The following is a 16,284-nucleotide window of genomic DNA, read 5'->3' on the forward strand; positions in this document are numbered from 1 at the left end:
GCGACATGCATAAGTGCGCGGATCGCCGCAGGTGAGGGCGTTTTCCGGTAGCTCGCTTGCGTTTACGAGACTTCCCCTCTATATGCGCGCTCATTCCACACACGGACTTTGGTGTCTGCCCGGGAGAAATCCGGCTGAAACCTCCGGTGGCATCAGGACATAAGTCCGAAATGCCTGTGTCCGTGGAGGCCAACCGGAAAGGAACTAAAGAATGGCTCTGCCTGATTTCAGCATGCGCCAGCTTCTCGAAGCTGGTGTTCACTTCGGCCACCAGACCCACCGCTGGAACCCGAAGATGGCGCCCTACATCTATGGCGCCCGCAACAACATCCACATCATCGATCTGTCGCAGACGGTGCCGCTGCTGCACCAGGCCCTGAAGCAGGTTTCCGACACCGTCGCCAAGGGCGGCCGTGTGCTGTTCGTCGGCACCAAGCGCCAGGCTTCGGACATCGTCGCCGACGCCGCGCAGCGTTCGGCCCAGTATTATGTCAACTCGCGTTGGCTGGGCGGCATGCTGACCAACTGGAAGACGATCTCGAATTCGATCCAGCGCCTGCGCAAGCTCGACGAGACGCTTGCCGGCGAGGCCCAGGGCCTCACCAAGAAGGAGCGCCTCAACCTCGACCGCGAGCGCGAGAAGCTCAACAAGGCGCTGGGCGGCATCAAGGACATGGGCTCGACGCCGGACCTGATGTTCGTCATCGACACAAATAAGGAGGCGATCGCCATCCTCGAGGCCAAGCGCCTCGGCATCCCGGTGGTCGCCATCATCGATTCCAACTGCGACCCGGACAAGGTCGATTTCCCGATCCCCGGCAATGACGACGCGGCCCGCGCCATCCAGCTCTACTGCGATCTGATCGCCAAGGCTGCGATCGACGGCATCGCCCGGCAGCAGGGCGCGCTCGGCATGGACATCGGCGCGTCGGCCGAGGCTCCGGTCGAACCGGCGCTCGACACTCCGGCCACTGAAGCTCCGGAAGCTTGAAAAACGAAGGCCGGCTTCGGCCTTCATCTTTCCAATAAGTTGGCGCGTTAAAGCGCTTTTGCCGGGCGCATCATCGGGATTCGATGGTGCGTCGGCGCTTTTGAAACAAAGAGGCGACAATGAGCATTTCGGCTGCACAGGTCAAAGAACTCCGCGACTTGACCGGCGCGGGCATGATGGACTGCAAGGCGGCGTTGAACGAAACCAACGGCGACATGGAAGCGGCCGTCGACTGGCTGCGCAAGAAGGGCATCTCCAAGGCCGACAAGAAGGCCGGCCGCACCGCGGCGGAAGGCCTGATCGGCGTCGATGCCGGTGTTCGCGAAGCCGCGGTCGTCGAGGTGAACTCCGAGACCGACTTCGTCGCGCGCAACGCCGCCTTCCAGGAAATCGTCGCCAACGTCGCCAAGGTGGCGCTCGCCTATGGCACGACCGAAGCAGTTGCCGCGGCCAAGTATCCGGGCTCCGACAAGTCAGTCACCGACACCATCAAGGACGCGGTCGGCACCATCGGCGAGAACATGGGCTTCCGCCGCTCGGCCAAGCTCACTGTCCCGCATGGCGCGGTGGCGACCTATGTCCACAATGCCGTCGCGGATGGCCTCGGCAAGCTCGGCGTGCTGGTCGCGATCGAGACCACCGGCAATGAGCATGCGGCGAACGCCTTCGGCCGCCAGGTCGCCATGCATGTCGCCGCCACCAACCCGGTTGCGCTGACTGCCGAGGAAGTCGACCCGGCCCTGATCGAGCGCGAGAAGGCGATCTTCTCCGACCAGGCGCGCCAGTCCGGCAAGCCGGAAGCCATCATCGAGAAGATGGTCGAGGGCCGGCTGCGTAAGTTCTATGAAGAGGTGGTGCTCCTGAAGCAGGCCTTCGTGCTCAATCCCGACATCACCGTCGAGAAGGCGCTGAAGGATGCCGAGAAGGAGATCGGCGCGCCGGCCAAGATCACCGCTTACCTGCGCTTCGCTCTGGGCGAAGGCATCGAGAAAGAAACGACCGATTTCGCGGCGGAAGTCGCGGCCGCGGTCAAGAAATAGCCCGAAGCAAAAGTAAGGCTACAGAGCTCAGGCAACTCGGCCGGGTGTCCGCATGGATGCCCGGCCGATCTCTTGAGCGGTATCGATAAAGGCTCTGAGCTTCGGCGCCATCGATGCCCGGCGCGGGAAATAGAGGAACAGGCCCGGCTCCTCGATCGCCGTCTTCGGCAGGATCTGAACCAGACGACCCGCGGCGAGATCGGCGCGCACCAGCGGCTCGAATACGTAGGCGAGCCCGACACCAGCAAGCGCAAGATCGATCGCCGCAAGGGAATCGGTGACGATGGCCGTGCCGCGCGTCTCGACCACGACATCCTTGCCGTTCTCGTTCAGATCCCAACGATAGAGCCCGCCGGCGCGGACAAGCCGGTAGCCGATGCAATTGTGCTTGGCGAGATCGGCCACCGCGCGGGGACGGCCGTGCTTTTCGACATAGGCGGGCGAGGCGACAACCACCGCCTTGAAGGGAGGCGTAAGCCGCACGGTGATCATGTCCTGTGCGATCATCTCGCCCAGCCTGATGCCGGCATCGAAACCCTCGCCGACGATATCGACCAGGGCCTGGTCGGCGAAGACCTCGACCGTTACCTCCGGATAGCGTTCGGCCATGGCCGCGATCACCGGCGTGACCGCCAGGGGGATCGCGATATTGGACGCATTGATCCTGAGCAGGCCGGAGGGCCTGCCGTTGACGCCGCGGATGCGGTCGATGCGCTCGGAGATGTCCTGCAGGGCAGGGGCCGCGGTCTCCACCAGCGCCTTGCCGGCTTCGGTCAGCGAAACGCTGCGCGTTGTGCGCGCAAACAGCGGCTGGCCGATGCGCTCTTCCACCAGCCGCACCGCATGGCTGACGGCCGACGGACTCATGCCGAGCTCGGCCGCGGCAAGCGCGAAGCCGCCGCGCCGAGCCACGGCGACGATCACCGGCAGATGCGTCAGCAGATCTCGATCCATTCATGAATAACATCGCATAGTCCTTGCGAACAATGCAATCTTATCGATGCCGTCAAGGTGGTCCACATTGTCGCCAAACACATCGGCGGTGGGGTGCGATGCGCAAGGAGAAGAAAAACATGAATGCTTTGAGACACGTGACCTTCGCGGCAGGACTGGCACTGGCGCCGGTCGATGCCGGCGGAGCCGAACCAATGGGCTGGCAAGCGCTCGCCGACGAGCGCGCCGTCATCCGTATCGCGGACGCCATTGACCGCGCCGTCGATGCGCAGGATTGGAAGCTCGCCCGCAGCTACTTCGCTGACCGGGTCACCGCCGACTTCAGCAGCCTTTCCGGACAGCCCGCGGCCACGGTCGCCTCCGACGATCTGATCGGCGCCTGGGCTGCCAATCTCAAAGGCAGCAAGACGAGCCTGCACCTGCGGACCAACCATCAGGTCGAAATAGAGGCCGATATGGCGACCGTCCGTTCCAACGGCTATGCCTGGAACAGGATGGAAGGCAATGGCGATCCGCTCTGGGAGGTCTGGGGCACCTATGAGCATCGCCTGACCCGATCGGGTCAAGGCTGGAAGGTCGACGGCTTCACGTTCCGCATGACGCATGAGCGGGGCAATCCCTGGGTGAAAGCGACGCCTGGCCAATAAGCCCATACCAAACACGATCGGAACACGTCATGAGCATGAACTATTACACGCTTGGCAACAGCGGCCTGCGCGTCAGCCGGCTGGCGCTGGGCACCATGACCTTCGGCACCGAATGGGGCTGGGGTGCTGACAGGGAAACCGCCCGCGCCATGTTCGACGCCTATGTCGAGGCCGGCGGCAATTTCTTCGACACGGCCGACCTCTACACGGACGGGACGGCAGAGACCTGGCTCGGCGAATTCGTCGCCGAGCGCGGCTTGCGCGACAAGGCGGTGATCGCCACCAAATTCACGATGAACAAGGAACCCGGCAATCCGAATGCCGGCGGCAATGGCCGAAAGAACATCATGCGCGCGGTGGACGCTTCGCTGAAGCGGCTCGGAACCGACTATATCGATCTTTACCTCATGCATGTCTGGGACAGGCTGACGCCGGCCGAGGAGGTGTTGCGCACGCTGGACGATTTGGTGCGTGCCGGCAAAGTACGCCATATCGGTCTTTCCGACGTGCCGGCCTGGTATGCCGGGCGGGCGCAGGCGATCGCCGAACTGCGCGGCTATGAGCCGGTCTCGGCCCTGCAGCTCGAATATTCGCTCGTCGAGCGCTCGATCGAACATGAATTCGCGCCTTTCGCCTCGCGTCACGGCGCCGGCATCATGGCGTGGAGCCCGCTGGCCAGCGGCCTGCTAAGCGGCAAATACCGCCCGGCGCAGGCCGGCAATGCCGGCCGGCTCGACGGGTTCCGCAACACCACGCATCCGGGTTTCCAGAAATTCAGCGAACGCAATTGGGCGATCGTTACGGAACTCGAGAAGGTGGCTTCCGAACTCGATCGAAGCATGGCGCAGGTGGCGCTGAACTGGGTTGCGGCGCAGCAGGGTGTGGCCACCGTCATCCTCGGCGCGACGAAACTTGCCCAGTTGCAGGACAATCTCCGGGCGCTCGACTTTTCAATCCCTGCCGAGTTCCGCAAGCGGCTCGATTCGGTGAGCCTTGCGCCCTCGCCGTTCCCGCATTCCTTTTTTGGACCCGAGATCCAGGTCAGGGTGGCCGGCGGCGTCGTGACCGGCGACAAGCCGTCCGGCTATTCGCTGCCGGTCCTGATCGAAGGCGAGGCGGTCAGCATCAGCAGCAACTGATCGGAAAAGCCTGGAATTTTGCGCGAGGGCGCGGCGTGACATCGCCGCGCCCTTCGTGTATCGGGTCGAACCATCGTGCCAGCGCCGCCAGGCGAAGCGAGGCGCCTTTCGCCTCCAGATTTGCCCGCGCCGAGATTTTTCGAGGAACCAGATGACGGTGAAGCCCCTCTATCGACGTGTCTTGCTGAAAGCTTCGGGCGAAGCCTTGATGGGGGAACAGCATTTCGGCATCGACGTCTCGGTCGTCGACCGTATCGCAGCCGACATTGCCGAGGCGCGGGCGCTTGGCGTCGAAGTCGGAGTCGTGATCGGCGGCGGCAACATCTTCCGCGGCGTGGCCGTCGCCTCCAAGGGCGGCGACCGCGTCACCGGCGATCACATGGGAATGCTCGCCACCGTCATCAACTCGCTGGCGTTGCGCACCTCGCTGAACAAAATCGGCGTCGACGCCGTAGTGCTTTCGGCCATTGCCATGCCGGAACTCTGCGAAAGTTTTTCACAGCGCCAGGCGACCGCCTATATGAACCAGGGCAAGGTGGTGATCTTTGCCGGCGGCACCGGCAATCCGTTCTTCACCACCGATTCGGCCGCAGCGCTGCGCGCCGCCGAGATCGGCGCCGACGCGCTGTTCAAGGGCACCCAGGTCGACGGCGTCTATTCGGCCGACCCGAAGAAGGATCCGGATGCGGTGCGCTTCGACCGCATAAGTCATGCCGAAGTCATCAAACGCGGGCTTACGATCATGGATACGGCCGCGATTGCACTTGCGCGTGAAAACAACATTCCGATAATCGTCTACTCGATCCACGAAAAAGGTGGTTTCGGCGAAATTCTAAGAGGCGGCGGCCGTTGCACCATCGTCGCGGACAATTGACTGGGGCCGAAGACGGCTGAATGATCGCCGGTCCCGGACGAGACTAGAAGACAAGCAGTGAACCCGGCGAACGGGTCGAGGAGATGATCATGAGTGGCGAGTACGACGATCTCAAGCGGCGCATGGACGGGGCGATCGCGGCCTTCAAGCACGATCTCGCTTCGCTGCGCACCGGCCGCGCTTCCAGCAACCTGCTCGACGCCGTCCAGGTTCATGCCTATGGCACGACGATGCCGATCAACCAGGTGGCCAATGTATCGGTGCCCGAGCCGCGAATGATTTCGGTCTCGGTCTGGGACAAATCGATGGTGAGCGCCGTCGACCGCGCTATCCGCGAGGCCAATCTTGGCTTCAATCCGATCGTCGACGGCACCAATCTGAGGATTCCTTTGCCCGAACTCAACGAGCAGCGCCGCAAGGAACTGGTCAAGATCTCGCACGGCTATGCCGAGAACGCCCGCGTCGCGGTTCGCCATGTCCGTCGCGACGGCATGGATTTCCTCAAAAAGGCGGAAAAGGACGGCACGATCAGCGAAGACGATCATCGCAAGCGCTCCGACCAGGTTCAGAAGCTGACCGATGAGATGATCAGCACCATCGATCACCTGCTTTCCGATAAGGAAGCTGAAATCATGCAGGTTTAGGGTCGGTTTCTCACCGGCTCGAAAGCGAGACCATGACAACCCCCGCGCATGTCGCGATCATCATGGACGGAAACGGACGCTGGGCCAAGGCGCGCGGCATGCCGAGGCTTGCCGGCCACCGCGCCGGCGTCGAAGCCTTGCGCAAGACGGTGCGCGCCGCACCAGAGCTCGGCATCTCCTATCTGACGGTCTACGCCTTCTCCTCTGAAAACTGGTCGCGGCCGAAATCCGAGGTCAGCGACCTGATGGGCCTCCTGAAGCTCTTCATCCGCCGCGATCTCGCCGAGCTGCACCAAAACGGCGTGCGGGTGAGGGTGATCGGCGACAGGGAGGGGCTGCAGCCGGACATCAGAGGCCTGCTGCAGGAGGCCGAATCGCTGACCGCCGGCAATGAGGCGCTGACGCTGGTCATCGCCTTCAACTATGGCGGGCGCGACGAGATCGTGCGCACCGCGCGCAAGCTCGCCGATGCCGTGGCTCGTGGCGACATGACAAGCGACGCGATCACGATGGACAGCTTTGCCGGCTCGCTCGACACCGAGGGCATTCCCGATCCAGACCTCGTGATCCGCACCAGCGGCGAGCTGAGGCTGTCGAACTTCCTTTTGTGGCAGGCCGCCTATAGCGAGCTTGTCTTCCTGCCTTGCTACTGGCCGGACTTCAGCCGGGAGCACCTGGCCGACGCCCTGCGCGACTTTGCCGGCCGCGAACGCCGTTTCGGCGGGCTCGCCGCCCGCGACGTCGCCTTGTAGCGCGGCATCGATGAGCAATCTCCAGCAGCGTGTCATCTCGGCCATCGTGATGGCAGCCGCCACACTTGTGCTCACCTGGCTCGGCGGGCTGCCGTTCCGCCTGTTCTGTGCGGCGATCGCGGCGTTGATCTTCTACGAATGGACGCGCATGTCGCGCGCTGAGAACGGTGCGACGCTCGGCTTTCTGCCGGAAGTGCTGATTCTGGTCTTCATCGGCGTGCTGATCGCCGGCCTGCCGGCACTTTGGCTGCTGCTTCTGGTCGCAGCCATCACTGCTATCGTCGCTGTTGCCGCGCGGCTGCGGGGAGCAGCGCAGTGGGAGGCCTCGGGGCTGGCATACGCGTCGTTGTCCGGCTTGTCGCTCGCCTATCTGCGCGGGGACAGCCACTCAGGATTGATCGCCATCCTCTTCCTGTTCGCGGTCGTCTGGGCGACCGACATAGCGGCCTATTTCGTCGGCCGCAGGGTCGGCGGCCCGAAGCTTGCGCCATCGATCTCGCCCGGCAAGACGCAGAGCGGCGCGCTTGGCGGCGCTGTCGGCGGCATCGCTGCCGGATTGGTGCTGGCAATCGCCGCCGGGGCCGGCAATCTCACTATGCTTGGCCTCGTCGCCTTGGCACTCTCGATCGTCTCGCAGATTGGCGATCTGTTCGAATCCTGGGTCAAGCGCCGGCACGGCTGCAAGGATTCGAGCAATCTCATTCCCGGCCATGGCGGCGTCATGGACAGGGTGGACGGGCTTGTCGCGGCTGCGTTCGCCCTGTACGTCATCGGTTGGATTGCGGCGGGCGCCGACCATCCGGCAATGGGGCTGTTTCCGAACTGACTGGCGTCGCCAATGGGCAAAAACGACGCGTGCCACGGATTCGCCCGGATTGATGCCACAGTCGCGGCGGACTGTCGCGCTGGGCGAATTTTGAGGGCATGACTTGAACGAGATTCTTCACGCGCTCTTCAGCACGCAGGGCTTTGTCCTCGGCACCCTTGTGCCGTTCCTATTCGTGCTCACCGTCGTGGTGTTCGTGCATGAGATGGGCCACTACCTCATCGGCCGCTGGTGCGGCATCGGCGTCAAGGCTTTTGCCATCGGCTTCGGCCCGGAGCTCTTCGGTTTCAACGACCGCCACGGCACCCGCTGGAAGCTTTGCGTCATTCCGCTTGGCGGCTACGTCAAATTCGTCGGCGACATGAACGCGACATCGAGCCAGCCGAGCACCGAGGACCTCGAATCGCTGAGCGAGGCCGAGCGCGAGGTCGCCTTCCACACCCAGCCGATCTGGAAACGCGCGGCGACCGTCGTCGCCGGGCCGCTGTTCAATTTCCTGCTAACGATCGCCGTGTTCGCGGTGCTGTTTTCCCTCTACGGCCGCCCGGTGATGGAGCCGATGGTGGCCGAAGTCAGCGCCGGCAGCCCGGCGGCGCGGGCGGGCATTCAGCCCGGCGATCGATTCGTCAGAGTCGACGGCAACAAGGTGGAGACCTTCGCCGACGTTCAGCGCCTGGTTTCGGGCCGCGCCGGCGACGCCATCACCTTCACCATGTTGCGCGACGGCAAGGAAATCACCGTCACCGCGACACCGGAACCGATGGAGCAGCAGGATGCGCTGGGCAACAAGGTCAAGGTCGCGATCATCGGCGTGGCCAACAATGCGGAGCTCGGGCAGCCGCGACTGGTCTCCTACACGCCCGCGGGCGCGCTGGCGGCGGCTGTCGAGGAAACCGGGCATGTGATCGAGCGCACCGGGCAATTTCTGCAACGTTTCGTCGTCGGGCGCGAGGACAAATGCCAACTCGGCGGCCCGATCAAGATCGCGAAAATGTCGGGTCAGGCGGCCAAACTCGGCTTCGAGTGGCTGGTGCAGCTTGTTGCATTCCTGTCAGTCGGGATAGGGATTCTCAATCTGCTACCGATTCCCCCTCTCGACGGCGGCCACCTCTTGTTCTACGGCGTGGAGGCCGTCATAAGGCGGCCCGTGTCGGAGCGGATGATGGAGATGGCCTACCGGACCGGTCTCCTTCTGGTGCTCGGATTTATGGGTTTCGTTTTTTGGAATGATCTGTTTGGGTGCTGAAATCATGAAGGAATTTGGCTTCGGCCCCACCCATATTGAGACGCCGTTTACCATGCGTGGGGATATGCGTGACACGAAAGCCACGCAACAGGGTTAAGTAAATACAAATTAACCGGGAGCCTTGCGTGTAGGGGAAATCCGGTTAATACGGTAAGGGAAAATACCGCACGTCCGGTTTTCTCGCCGTGGGGACTACGAGAAAAAGGTACAAAAGCCCGATGAAGGCAGCATCCAAGTTTCTGAGCGCCGCGTCCGCGGCGGCTTTGTCCGCCGCCCTGGTTTTGCCAGGCGCGCTCGCAGTGCAGTTCGTTGCCACATCGGTAGCCGAAGCAGCAGTGGTCAGCAGGGTCGAGGTCAGCGGCAACCAGCGTGTCGATGCCGAAACCATCCGCAATTACATCGCGATCAAGCCCGGCAAGGCGTTTTCAAGCGCCGATGTCGATAGCGCCGTGAAAGCCCTGTTCGGCACCGGGCTGTTCTCGGACGTCCAGATCAATCAGGTCGGCTCGACCCTGGTCGTCAAGGTTTCCGAATACAAGGTGGTCAACCAAGTCCTGTTCCAGGGCAACAAGAAGCTCAAGGACAACGCGCTCCAGGCCGCTGTGCAGCTGAAGCCGCGCGCGACCTTCTCGCAGCAGGCGCTCGACGCCGACGTCGAGGCGGTCAAGGCTGCCTATCGGCGTATCGGCCGCGACGACGCCGCCGTGACCACCCAGATCATGGACCTCGGCGACAATCGCGTGAACGTGGTCTTCAACATTAACGAAGGCGCGCGCACGCAGATCGCGGCGATCAATTTCGTCGGCAACAGCGCTTTTTCCAGCCGTCGCCTGTCGGACGTCATCAACACCAAGCGTTCGTCCTGGCTTTCGTTCGTGCTGCGCGACGACGTCTATGACGAGGACAAACTGCGCGCCGATCAGGAGTTGCTGCGCCGCTTCTACTACAATCACGGTTACGCCGATTTCCAGGTCGTTTCGGCCGTCGGTGAGTTGGACGAAGCCACCAACAAATACACGGTCACCATCACCGTGCAGGAAGGCGAGCGCTACAACTTCGGCGACATCAGTGTCGAGAGCACGATTCCCGAGGTCGACTCAAAGTCGCTGGAATCGGTGGTCCAGACGCACAAGGGCGATGTGTATAACGCCAAGGACGTCGAGGACACGATCGTTGCGCTCACCGAAAAGGTCGCCGGCTCAGGCTATGCGTTTGCCCAGGTGACGCCGCGCGGCGACCGCAATTTCGAGAATCATACAATCTCGGTCGTCTACACAATCGACCAGGGCACCAAGGCATATATCGAACGTATCGAAATCCGCGGCAACGACCGCACGCGCGACTATGTCATCCGGCGCGAATTCGATGTCAGCGAAGGCGACGCGTTCAACCAGGTGCTTATCCAGCGCGCGAAGAAGCGCCTGGAAGCTCTGGACTATTTTCAAAAAGTCGACATCTCGACCGTCCCCGGGTCCGCTCCGGACCAAGTCGTCCTGGTGGTCGATGTGGTCGAGAAGTCGACCGGTGAGTTCTCGGTCGGCGCCGGCTATTCGACCGGCGGCGACACGCCGGGTCCGTCCGTCGAAGGCTCGATCACCGAGCGCAACTTCCTCGGCCGCGGCCAGTACATCAAGCTGTCGGCTGGCGGCGGCAAGAACTCGCGCGACTATGCGATCTCCTTCACCGAGCCGTATTTCCTCGGCCGGCGCATCGCGGCGGGCTTCGACATCTACAAGTCGACCAGGGAATATAACAATCACTACGACAGTGATACCACGGGCGCGACCATCCGCTTCGGGCTGCCGATCACCGACAGTATTTCGACGCAGCTGGCGTACAATATCTCGCAAGAGAAATATAAGGTCGACGACAGTTGCTTGACCAACGGGACCTATATTCCTGGCAGCCCGTGCACCATTTCGCCGGCTATCTTGGAAGGCGTAGAGCAAAGCCCATGGATTAAGTCGTCGGTCAGCCTCGGGCTAGTCTACAACACCATCGACGACATGAAGAACCCGCATGAAGGGCTCTACGTCACTGGTACGACCGAGGTTGCCGGTCTCGGTGGTGACGCCAAGTGGGTGAAGTTGACCGGGCGCGCAAGCGTCTACCAAACGCTATCCGAGCAGCTCGATCTGGTTGGTCTGATCTCCGGTGGCGCTGGCCATATCGCCGGGTATGGCAACGATGGTCTGCGCATCTTCGACCAGTTCCAAAGCACTGATCGTATGATCCGTGGCTTCGAATATGGCGGCATCGGCCCTGTAGATACCAATACGGGTGACCATCTCGGTGGCACGACCTATTTCAATGCCTCGGCCGAAGCCCAGTTCCCGTTGCCGGCTATTCCGGAAAGCTTTGGCTTGCGGGGCGCGGTGTTTGCCGATGCTGCAACGCTCTATGGCAGCGCAATTCATACTGCAGGCGTCACCCAGTCCTCGACCGATATGAAGCTGCGCGCTTCGGTCGGTGTCGGGCTGATGTGGGCGTCACCGTTCGGTCCGATCCGAATCGACTATGCGATCCCGGTGAAGAAGGAACCGACCGACGACGTGCAGGAATTCAACTTCGGCATAGCGACCCGTTTCTAATCCGCGGGTTACGATGTTTCCGGGTCGTGTGATGGCCCGGAATCGACTGATCCGACCTAGCTGGATAATGTTTGTGGAATGACCGATCCGGTGTTCTTCGCGCCTTCACGCCGGTATACGGCTGGCGAGGTCGCGAATCTGACCGGCGCCAATCTTATTGATTCCTCGCAGGCCGACATCGCCATCGACGCGCTGGCGCCCGCCAATGAGGGTGGCGACGGTGCGCTCGTCTTTGTCGACGGCAAGCGCAATTTCGCCTTGATGCATTCGCTCAAGGCGGCTGCCGTTCTCTGTCCTGCCGACTTCGCCAACAGGGCGCCGCAGGGGATTGCGGTGCTGGCGCATCCGCGCCCGCAGCAGGCCTTCGCCATGGTGGGGCGGCTGCTCTTTCCGCAGGCCGCCACGCCCGGGCCGATGACCGGCGAAACCGGCATTTCGCCGCAAGCGCACATCGACCCGTCCGCGCATGTCGAAGCCGGTGCGATCGTGGAGGCAGGTGCCGTGATCGGTCCCGGCGCTGCCATCGGGAGCGGCACTGTCATTGCGCCCCATGCCGTCATTGGCCGCTCGTGCAAGATAGGTCGTGATGGCTATGTCGGTCCGGGCGCCAGCATCCAATATGCGCTGATCGGCAACCGCGTCATCATTCATGGCGGTGCAAGGATCGGTCAGGACGGGTTCGGCTTCGTGGCCGGCGCGAAGGGACCTGAGCGCGTGCCGCAGATCGGCCGCGTCATCATCCAGGACGACGTCGAGATCGGCTCCAACTCGACCGTCGATCGCGGTGCGATGTCCGACACGATCATCGGACAAGGCACCAAGATCGACAATCTGGTGCAGATCGCCCACAATGTTCGCATCGGCCGCAATTGCATTATAGCCGGGCTTTCGGGTATTTCCGGTTCCGTCGTCGTCGGCGACAACGTCACCATGGGTGGCGGCGTCGGCCTCGCCGATCATTTGACCATCGGTCCCGGGGCCAAGCTTGCTGCGAGAAGTGGATTCATGAGCAACGTGCCGGCGGGCGAGGTCTGGGGAGGCTATCCGGCACAGCCAATGGCGGAAGCCATGCGTGAGATCGCGATGCTGCGCAGGCTGGCCAGGACGCGCAAGCAGGGCGACGGAAATGGCTGACACGGTTGCGACGACACTTGAGGCGGTCGACATAATGGGGCTGATGAAGCTCCTGCCGCACCGTTATCCGTTTCTGCTGATCGACCGTATCGTCGAAATCGACGGCGACGACTCCGCGGTCGGCATCAAGAACGTGACCATCAACGAACCGCATTTCCAGGGCCATTTCCCGCAGCAGCCGGTGATGCCGGGCGTGCTCATCATCGAGGCCATGGCCCAGACCGCCGGCGCGATCTGCATTCGCAGCCTCAATGCGGAAAAGCCGTCGCTGGTTTATTTCATGACCATCGACAACGCGAAGTTCCGCAAGCCGGTCGTCCCCGGCGATCAGCTCAGGATCCACGTCAAGAAGATCAAGAAGCGCGGCAACCTGCTGAAATTTGCCTGCGAGGCGATGGTGGATGGCGCAAAGGCCGCCGAAGCCGAAGTTTCGGCTATGATGGTCACCGGCTGACGGTTTCTAATGCTCATGAAAGTTCAGACATCAATCCACCCTTCCTCGGTCGTCGAAGAAGGTGCCCAGCTCGGCGAAGGTGTGCGTATCGGACCCTTCTGCCATGTCGGCGCCGATGCCGTCATCGGCGATCGCGTCGAGCTGATCAGCCATGTCTCGGTGATGGGCGCGACCACCGTCGGCGGCTCGACCAAGGTCTATCCAATGTCGACGCTCGGGGCGCCGCCGCAGAACACCAAGCACAAGGGCGGGCGCACGACGCTGGTCATCGGCGAAAATTGCACCATCCGCGAAGGCGTCACCATGCATGTCGGCACCGATTCCAGCCGCGGCGAGACGGCGATCGGCGACAATGGCAATTTCCTGGCCTATGCCCACATTGCCCATGACTGCGTCGTCGGCAAGAATGCCACCTTCGCCAATGGGGCGACGCTCGGCGGGCATTGCGAGATCGGCGACAATGTCTATATCGGCGGCCTGACCGCCGTGCATCAGTTTGTCCGCGTAGGCGACAACGCCTTTATCGGCGGCTGCTCGGCGGTCGTCGGCGACGTCATTCCCTATGCGATCGCGGTCGGCAATCGCGCCAAGCTGCGCGGGCTCAACGTCATCGGCCTGAAGCGCTCCGGCCTGCCGCGCGCCGAAATCTACATGCTGCGCAGGGCTTACAGGGCGATTTTCGACCACTCCCGCACGGTCGGGGAGAATGTCGAGATCGCCAAGGCGGAGTTCGCCTCGTCACCGACGGCCATGAAGATGATCGACTTCATCACCAGTCGCGGCAAGCGGCATTATGCCGTCCCGCCGCTCAAGGGCGGTGGCGGCGATGACGATGGCGATGACGAGGGCTGAGCCCGCCGGGTCAGGGCTTGCACTCGCGCCGGGCTCCAGGGTCGGCATCATCGCCGGTGGCGGCAGCCTGCCGGTCGAAGTGGCGGAAGGTCTGGTCAGACAGGGACATTCGCCTTTCATCATCCTGGCCGAGGGCGAGGTGGATCGCGAAGTGGACTTTGCCGCCTACGAGCAGGCGACGCTTGCGCTCGAAGACATCGGCTTCCTGCTTCCCTTGCTGAAGCGCGAAGGCATTAACCACCTGGTTCTTGCCGGCGAGATCAAGCGCAGGCCGCGGCTTGCGAAGATACGTCCAACGCTCAGTCTGCTGACGATAATCCCCTCCGTGGCAATGGCGCTGGCCCGCGGCGACGACGGGCTTTTGAAGGTTCTGACGCGCGGGCTGGAAAGGCGCGGTATCACGGTGGTCGGAGCGCATGAGATCGTTCCAGATCTCGCTGCCGGCGAGGGCACGCTGACCAAGGCAGGACCAAAGCAATCGGACTGGCGCGATATCGAGGCGGGCCGCGCGGCGGCCAAGGCCATCGGCGAGCTCGACATCGGCCAGGCGGCGATTGCGGTCGGAGGGCGGGCTATCGCGTTGGAAGGCATCGAAGGCACTAGAGGCCTGCTCGAGAGGACGCGCGAATTGCGCGGGCACGGCAGGCTCGCCGGCAAGACGCGCGGCGTTCTCGTCAAATGCGCCAAGCCAGGGCAGGAGCTGCGCGCCGACTTGCCCTCGATAGGCCCGCAGACGGTCGAGGCCGCACATGCGGCCGGCCTTGCCGGCATCGCCGTCGAAGCCGGCCGCTCGCTCATTCTCGAGGGCCCGGCGACTCTCGCGCGGGCCAATGCGCTTGGCTTGTTCATCGTCGGATTTCCCGCGACGGAGCCGACCGATGGCCAGTGAGAGGCCGCTCAAGATCGCCATCGTCGCGGGCGAGGAATCGGGCGACTTGCTCGGCGCCGACATCGTGCGTGCGCTCGAGAAGACCACCGGTCGTAAGATCCGGCTCGTCGGCATCGGCGGCCGGCATCTGCAGGAACTGGGGCTGACACCGCTCTTCGACGGCAGCGAGATCGCGCTGATGGGCTTCAGCGCCGTCTTGCGCGACCTGCCGCGGCTGATGCGCCGGATCAGCCAAACAGCCGGCACCATCGCGGCGGAGCGGCCGGATTGCCTGATCACCATCGACAGCCCTGATTTTTCGCTGCGCATCGCCAAAAGGGTCCGCGCCGCCGCGCCCGCCATCCCGATCGTCCACTATGTCTGCCCGAGCGTGTGGGCATGGCGGCCGGGCAGGGCGGCGGCGATGAAGCCCTATGTCGATCACATCCTCTGCATCCTGCCCTTCGAAGTGAAGGCGCTCACCCGACTTGGTGGGCCGCCCGGCACCTATGTCGGCCACCGGCTGACCCGGGATCCCGGCGTGCTTGGCGCCGCCAAGGCGCAGAGATTGCCGCGGGACCTGTCGGAGGATCGCGTGAAGACGCTGCTCGTGCTGCCCGGCTCGCGCCGCGGCGAGGTGCGCCGGCTGATCGAGCCGTTCGGCAAGGCGATATCGGTCTTGCATCAGCGCGGTCACCGCTTGCGGCTGATGCTGCCGACGGTGCCGCATGTCGCCGACCTGGTGAAAACATCCGTCACGCGTTGGGACGAGAAGCCCGAGATCATCACCGATCCGGAGCGCAAATGGTTGGCTTTCGGCAAGGCCGATGCGGCTCTGATCGCCTCCGGAACCGTTTCACTCGAGCTTGCGCTTTGCGGTGTTCCAATGGTCTCCAGCTACAAGCTCGATCCGATCGCGAGGCAGCTGCTGCAGCATCTGGTGACGACCTGGTCGGCGCTGCTGCCCAATTTGATCGCCGATCGCGCGCTGGTGCCGGAGTTCTACGATCAGTATGTCCGGCCAGAGAACCTGGCGCGTCAGGTGGAAGCCCTGTTTGCCGATACCGGCATGCGCGCCTGGCAGCGGGCAGGCTTCGCCGAAATCGCCAGGCGCATGGCGACCGACAGGCCGTCGGGCGAGATTGCTGCAGAGGTGGTGCTGGGGTGCATCAGAAAAGCGAATAGGGAGTAGCGAATAACGAGTAGGCTGGGCGCCGCTCAGCGCCGCCGAGTTCTGTCCCTATTCGCTACTCGCTATTTCGCTATTCGCTC

The 16,284-nt window shown here is 63.1% G+C and carries 15 protein-coding genes and 1 pseudogene; 15 read left to right on the forward strand and 1 reads right to left on the reverse strand.

Annotated features, from left to right (window positions below; genetic code table 11):
• Positions 1-211 precede the first annotated feature (211 nt).
• Both rpsB and tsf read left to right on the forward strand, forming a co-directional pair.
• On the forward strand, positions 212-991 hold the full coding sequence (gene rpsB, locus CK215_RS03210) for a 30S ribosomal protein S2 (RefSeq protein WP_095830047.1): 780 nt from the start codon (positions 212-214) through the stop codon (positions 989-991).
• A gap of 119 nt (positions 992-1,110) precedes the next feature.
• A complete protein-coding gene (gene tsf, locus CK215_RS03215; RefSeq protein ID WP_095830048.1) occupies positions 1,111-2,031 on the forward strand; it encodes a translation elongation factor Ts in 921 nt (306 codons plus the stop codon).
• 27 nt (positions 2,032-2,058) lie between these two features.
• Here tsf and CK215_RS03220 read toward each other — a convergent pair whose 3' ends face one another.
• Complete coding sequence (locus CK215_RS03220; RefSeq protein ID WP_095830049.1) at positions 2,059-2,985, reverse strand: LysR family transcriptional regulator; 927 nt, start codon at positions 2,983-2,985, stop codon at positions 2,059-2,061.
• A gap of 119 nt (positions 2,986-3,104) precedes the next feature.
• On the opposite strand from CK215_RS03220, the gene CK215_RS03225 reads away from it, so the two are divergent.
• From CK215_RS03225 to lpxB, 13 genes and pseudogenes are all read left to right on the forward strand, one after another.
• Entirely contained in the window at positions 3,105-3,632 is a 528-nt protein-coding gene (locus CK215_RS03225; RefSeq protein WP_095830181.1) for a nuclear transport factor 2 family protein, read from the forward strand.
• Between the two features lie 29 nt (positions 3,633-3,661).
• On the forward strand, positions 3,662-4,771 hold the full coding sequence (locus CK215_RS03230) for an aldo/keto reductase (RefSeq protein ID WP_095830050.1): 1,110 nt from the start codon (positions 3,662-3,664) through the stop codon (positions 4,769-4,771).
• 151 nt (positions 4,772-4,922) lie between these two features.
• The gene (gene pyrH, locus CK215_RS03235) at positions 4,923-5,645 is read left to right on the forward strand and encodes a UMP kinase (RefSeq protein ID WP_067319888.1); all 723 of its coding nucleotides are present in this window, start codon (positions 4,923-4,925) and stop codon (positions 5,643-5,645) included.
• An 89-nt stretch (positions 5,646-5,734) separates the two neighbouring features.
• Entirely contained in the window at positions 5,735-6,289 is a 555-nt protein-coding gene (gene frr, locus CK215_RS03240) for a ribosome recycling factor (protein ID WP_082980388.1), read from the forward strand.
• A 20-nt stretch (positions 6,290-6,309) separates the two neighbouring features.
• Positions 6,310-7,041, forward strand: a pseudogene (locus CK215_RS03245) (isoprenyl transferase); the annotation flags it as partial.
• 10 nt (positions 7,042-7,051) lie between these two features.
• Positions 7,052-7,867 carry a phosphatidate cytidylyltransferase gene (locus CK215_RS03250; RefSeq protein ID WP_095830052.1) on the forward strand — a complete coding sequence of 272 codons (816 nt, stop codon included), beginning with the start codon at positions 7,052-7,054 and terminating at the stop codon, positions 7,865-7,867.
• A gap of 103 nt (positions 7,868-7,970) precedes the next feature.
• Positions 7,971-9,113 carry an RIP metalloprotease RseP gene (gene rseP, locus CK215_RS03255; RefSeq protein WP_095830053.1) on the forward strand — a complete coding sequence of 381 codons (1,143 nt, stop codon included), beginning with the start codon at positions 7,971-7,973 and terminating at the stop codon, positions 9,111-9,113.
• 218 nt (positions 9,114-9,331) lie between these two features.
• A complete protein-coding gene (gene bamA, locus CK215_RS03260; RefSeq protein ID WP_095830054.1) occupies positions 9,332-11,704 on the forward strand; it encodes an outer membrane protein assembly factor BamA in 2,373 nt (790 codons plus the stop codon).
• Between the two features lie 78 nt (positions 11,705-11,782).
• Positions 11,783-12,838, forward strand: a complete 1,056-nt coding sequence (gene lpxD, locus CK215_RS03265; protein ID WP_095830055.1) for a UDP-3-O-(3-hydroxymyristoyl)glucosamine N-acyltransferase — start codon at positions 11,783-11,785, stop codon at positions 12,836-12,838.
• On the forward strand, positions 12,831-13,292 hold the full coding sequence (gene fabZ, locus CK215_RS03270; protein ID WP_066992658.1) for a 3-hydroxyacyl-ACP dehydratase FabZ: 462 nt from the start codon (positions 12,831-12,833) through the stop codon (positions 13,290-13,292). The genes lpxD and fabZ overlap by 8 nt, the downstream gene beginning before the upstream one ends.
• A gap of 15 nt (positions 13,293-13,307) precedes the next feature.
• Complete coding sequence (gene lpxA, locus CK215_RS03275) at positions 13,308-14,144, forward strand: acyl-ACP--UDP-N-acetylglucosamine O-acyltransferase (protein ID WP_095830182.1); 837 nt, start codon at positions 13,308-13,310, stop codon at positions 14,142-14,144.
• Positions 14,131-15,033 carry a UDP-2,3-diacylglucosamine diphosphatase LpxI gene (lpxI, locus tag CK215_RS03280; protein ID WP_095830183.1) on the forward strand — a complete coding sequence of 301 codons (903 nt, stop codon included), beginning with the start codon at positions 14,131-14,133 and terminating at the stop codon, positions 15,031-15,033. The genes lpxA and lpxI overlap by 14 nt, the downstream gene beginning before the upstream one ends.
• Positions 15,023-16,204, forward strand: coding sequence for a lipid-A-disaccharide synthase (gene lpxB, locus CK215_RS03285; RefSeq protein ID WP_095830056.1), 1,182 nt, complete (start codon positions 15,023-15,025; stop codon positions 16,202-16,204). The genes lpxI and lpxB overlap by 11 nt, the downstream gene beginning before the upstream one ends.
• The last annotated feature ends 80 nt before the right edge of the window (positions 16,205-16,284 follow it).

This window comes from Mesorhizobium sp. WSM3864, assembly GCF_002294955.1.
Classification (GTDB): Bacteria; Pseudomonadota; Alphaproteobacteria; order Rhizobiales; family Rhizobiaceae; genus Mesorhizobium.

Excerpts from the sequence above, each read along its gene's own strand:
- rpsB (WP_095830047.1), top strand. The coding sequence starts at position 212 with ATGGCTCTGCCTGATTTCAGCATGCGCCAGCTTCTCGAAGCTGGTGTT.
- tsf (WP_095830048.1), top strand. The coding sequence starts at position 1,111 with ATGAGCATTTCGGCTGCACAGGTCAAAGAACTCCGCGACTTGACCGGC.
- CK215_RS03220 (WP_095830049.1), bottom strand. The coding sequence starts at position 2,985 with ATGGATCGAGATCTGCTGACGCATCTGCCGGTGATCGTCGCCGTGGCT.
- CK215_RS03225 (WP_095830181.1), top strand. The coding sequence starts at position 3,105 with ATGAATGCTTTGAGACACGTGACCTTCGCGGCAGGACTGGCACTGGCG.
- CK215_RS03230 (WP_095830050.1), top strand. The coding sequence starts at position 3,662 with ATGAGCATGAACTATTACACGCTTGGCAACAGCGGCCTGCGCGTCAGC.
- pyrH (WP_067319888.1), top strand. The coding sequence starts at position 4,923 with ATGACGGTGAAGCCCCTCTATCGACGTGTCTTGCTGAAAGCTTCGGGC.
- frr (WP_082980388.1), top strand. The coding sequence starts at position 5,735 with ATGAGTGGCGAGTACGACGATCTCAAGCGGCGCATGGACGGGGCGATC.
- CK215_RS03250 (WP_095830052.1), top strand. The coding sequence starts at position 7,052 with ATGAGCAATCTCCAGCAGCGTGTCATCTCGGCCATCGTGATGGCAGCC.
- bamA (WP_095830054.1), top strand. The coding sequence starts at position 9,332 with ATGAAGGCAGCATCCAAGTTTCTGAGCGCCGCGTCCGCGGCGGCTTTG.
- lpxD (WP_095830055.1), top strand. The coding sequence starts at position 11,783 with ATGACCGATCCGGTGTTCTTCGCGCCTTCACGCCGGTATACGGCTGGC.
- fabZ (WP_066992658.1), top strand. The coding sequence starts at position 12,831 with ATGGCTGACACGGTTGCGACGACACTTGAGGCGGTCGACATAATGGGG.
- lpxA (WP_095830182.1), top strand. The coding sequence starts at position 13,308 with ATGAAAGTTCAGACATCAATCCACCCTTCCTCGGTCGTCGAAGAAGGT.
- lpxI (WP_095830183.1), top strand. The coding sequence starts at position 14,131 with ATGACGAGGGCTGAGCCCGCCGGGTCAGGGCTTGCACTCGCGCCGGGC.
- lpxB (WP_095830056.1), top strand. The coding sequence starts at position 15,023 with ATGGCCAGTGAGAGGCCGCTCAAGATCGCCATCGTCGCGGGCGAGGAA.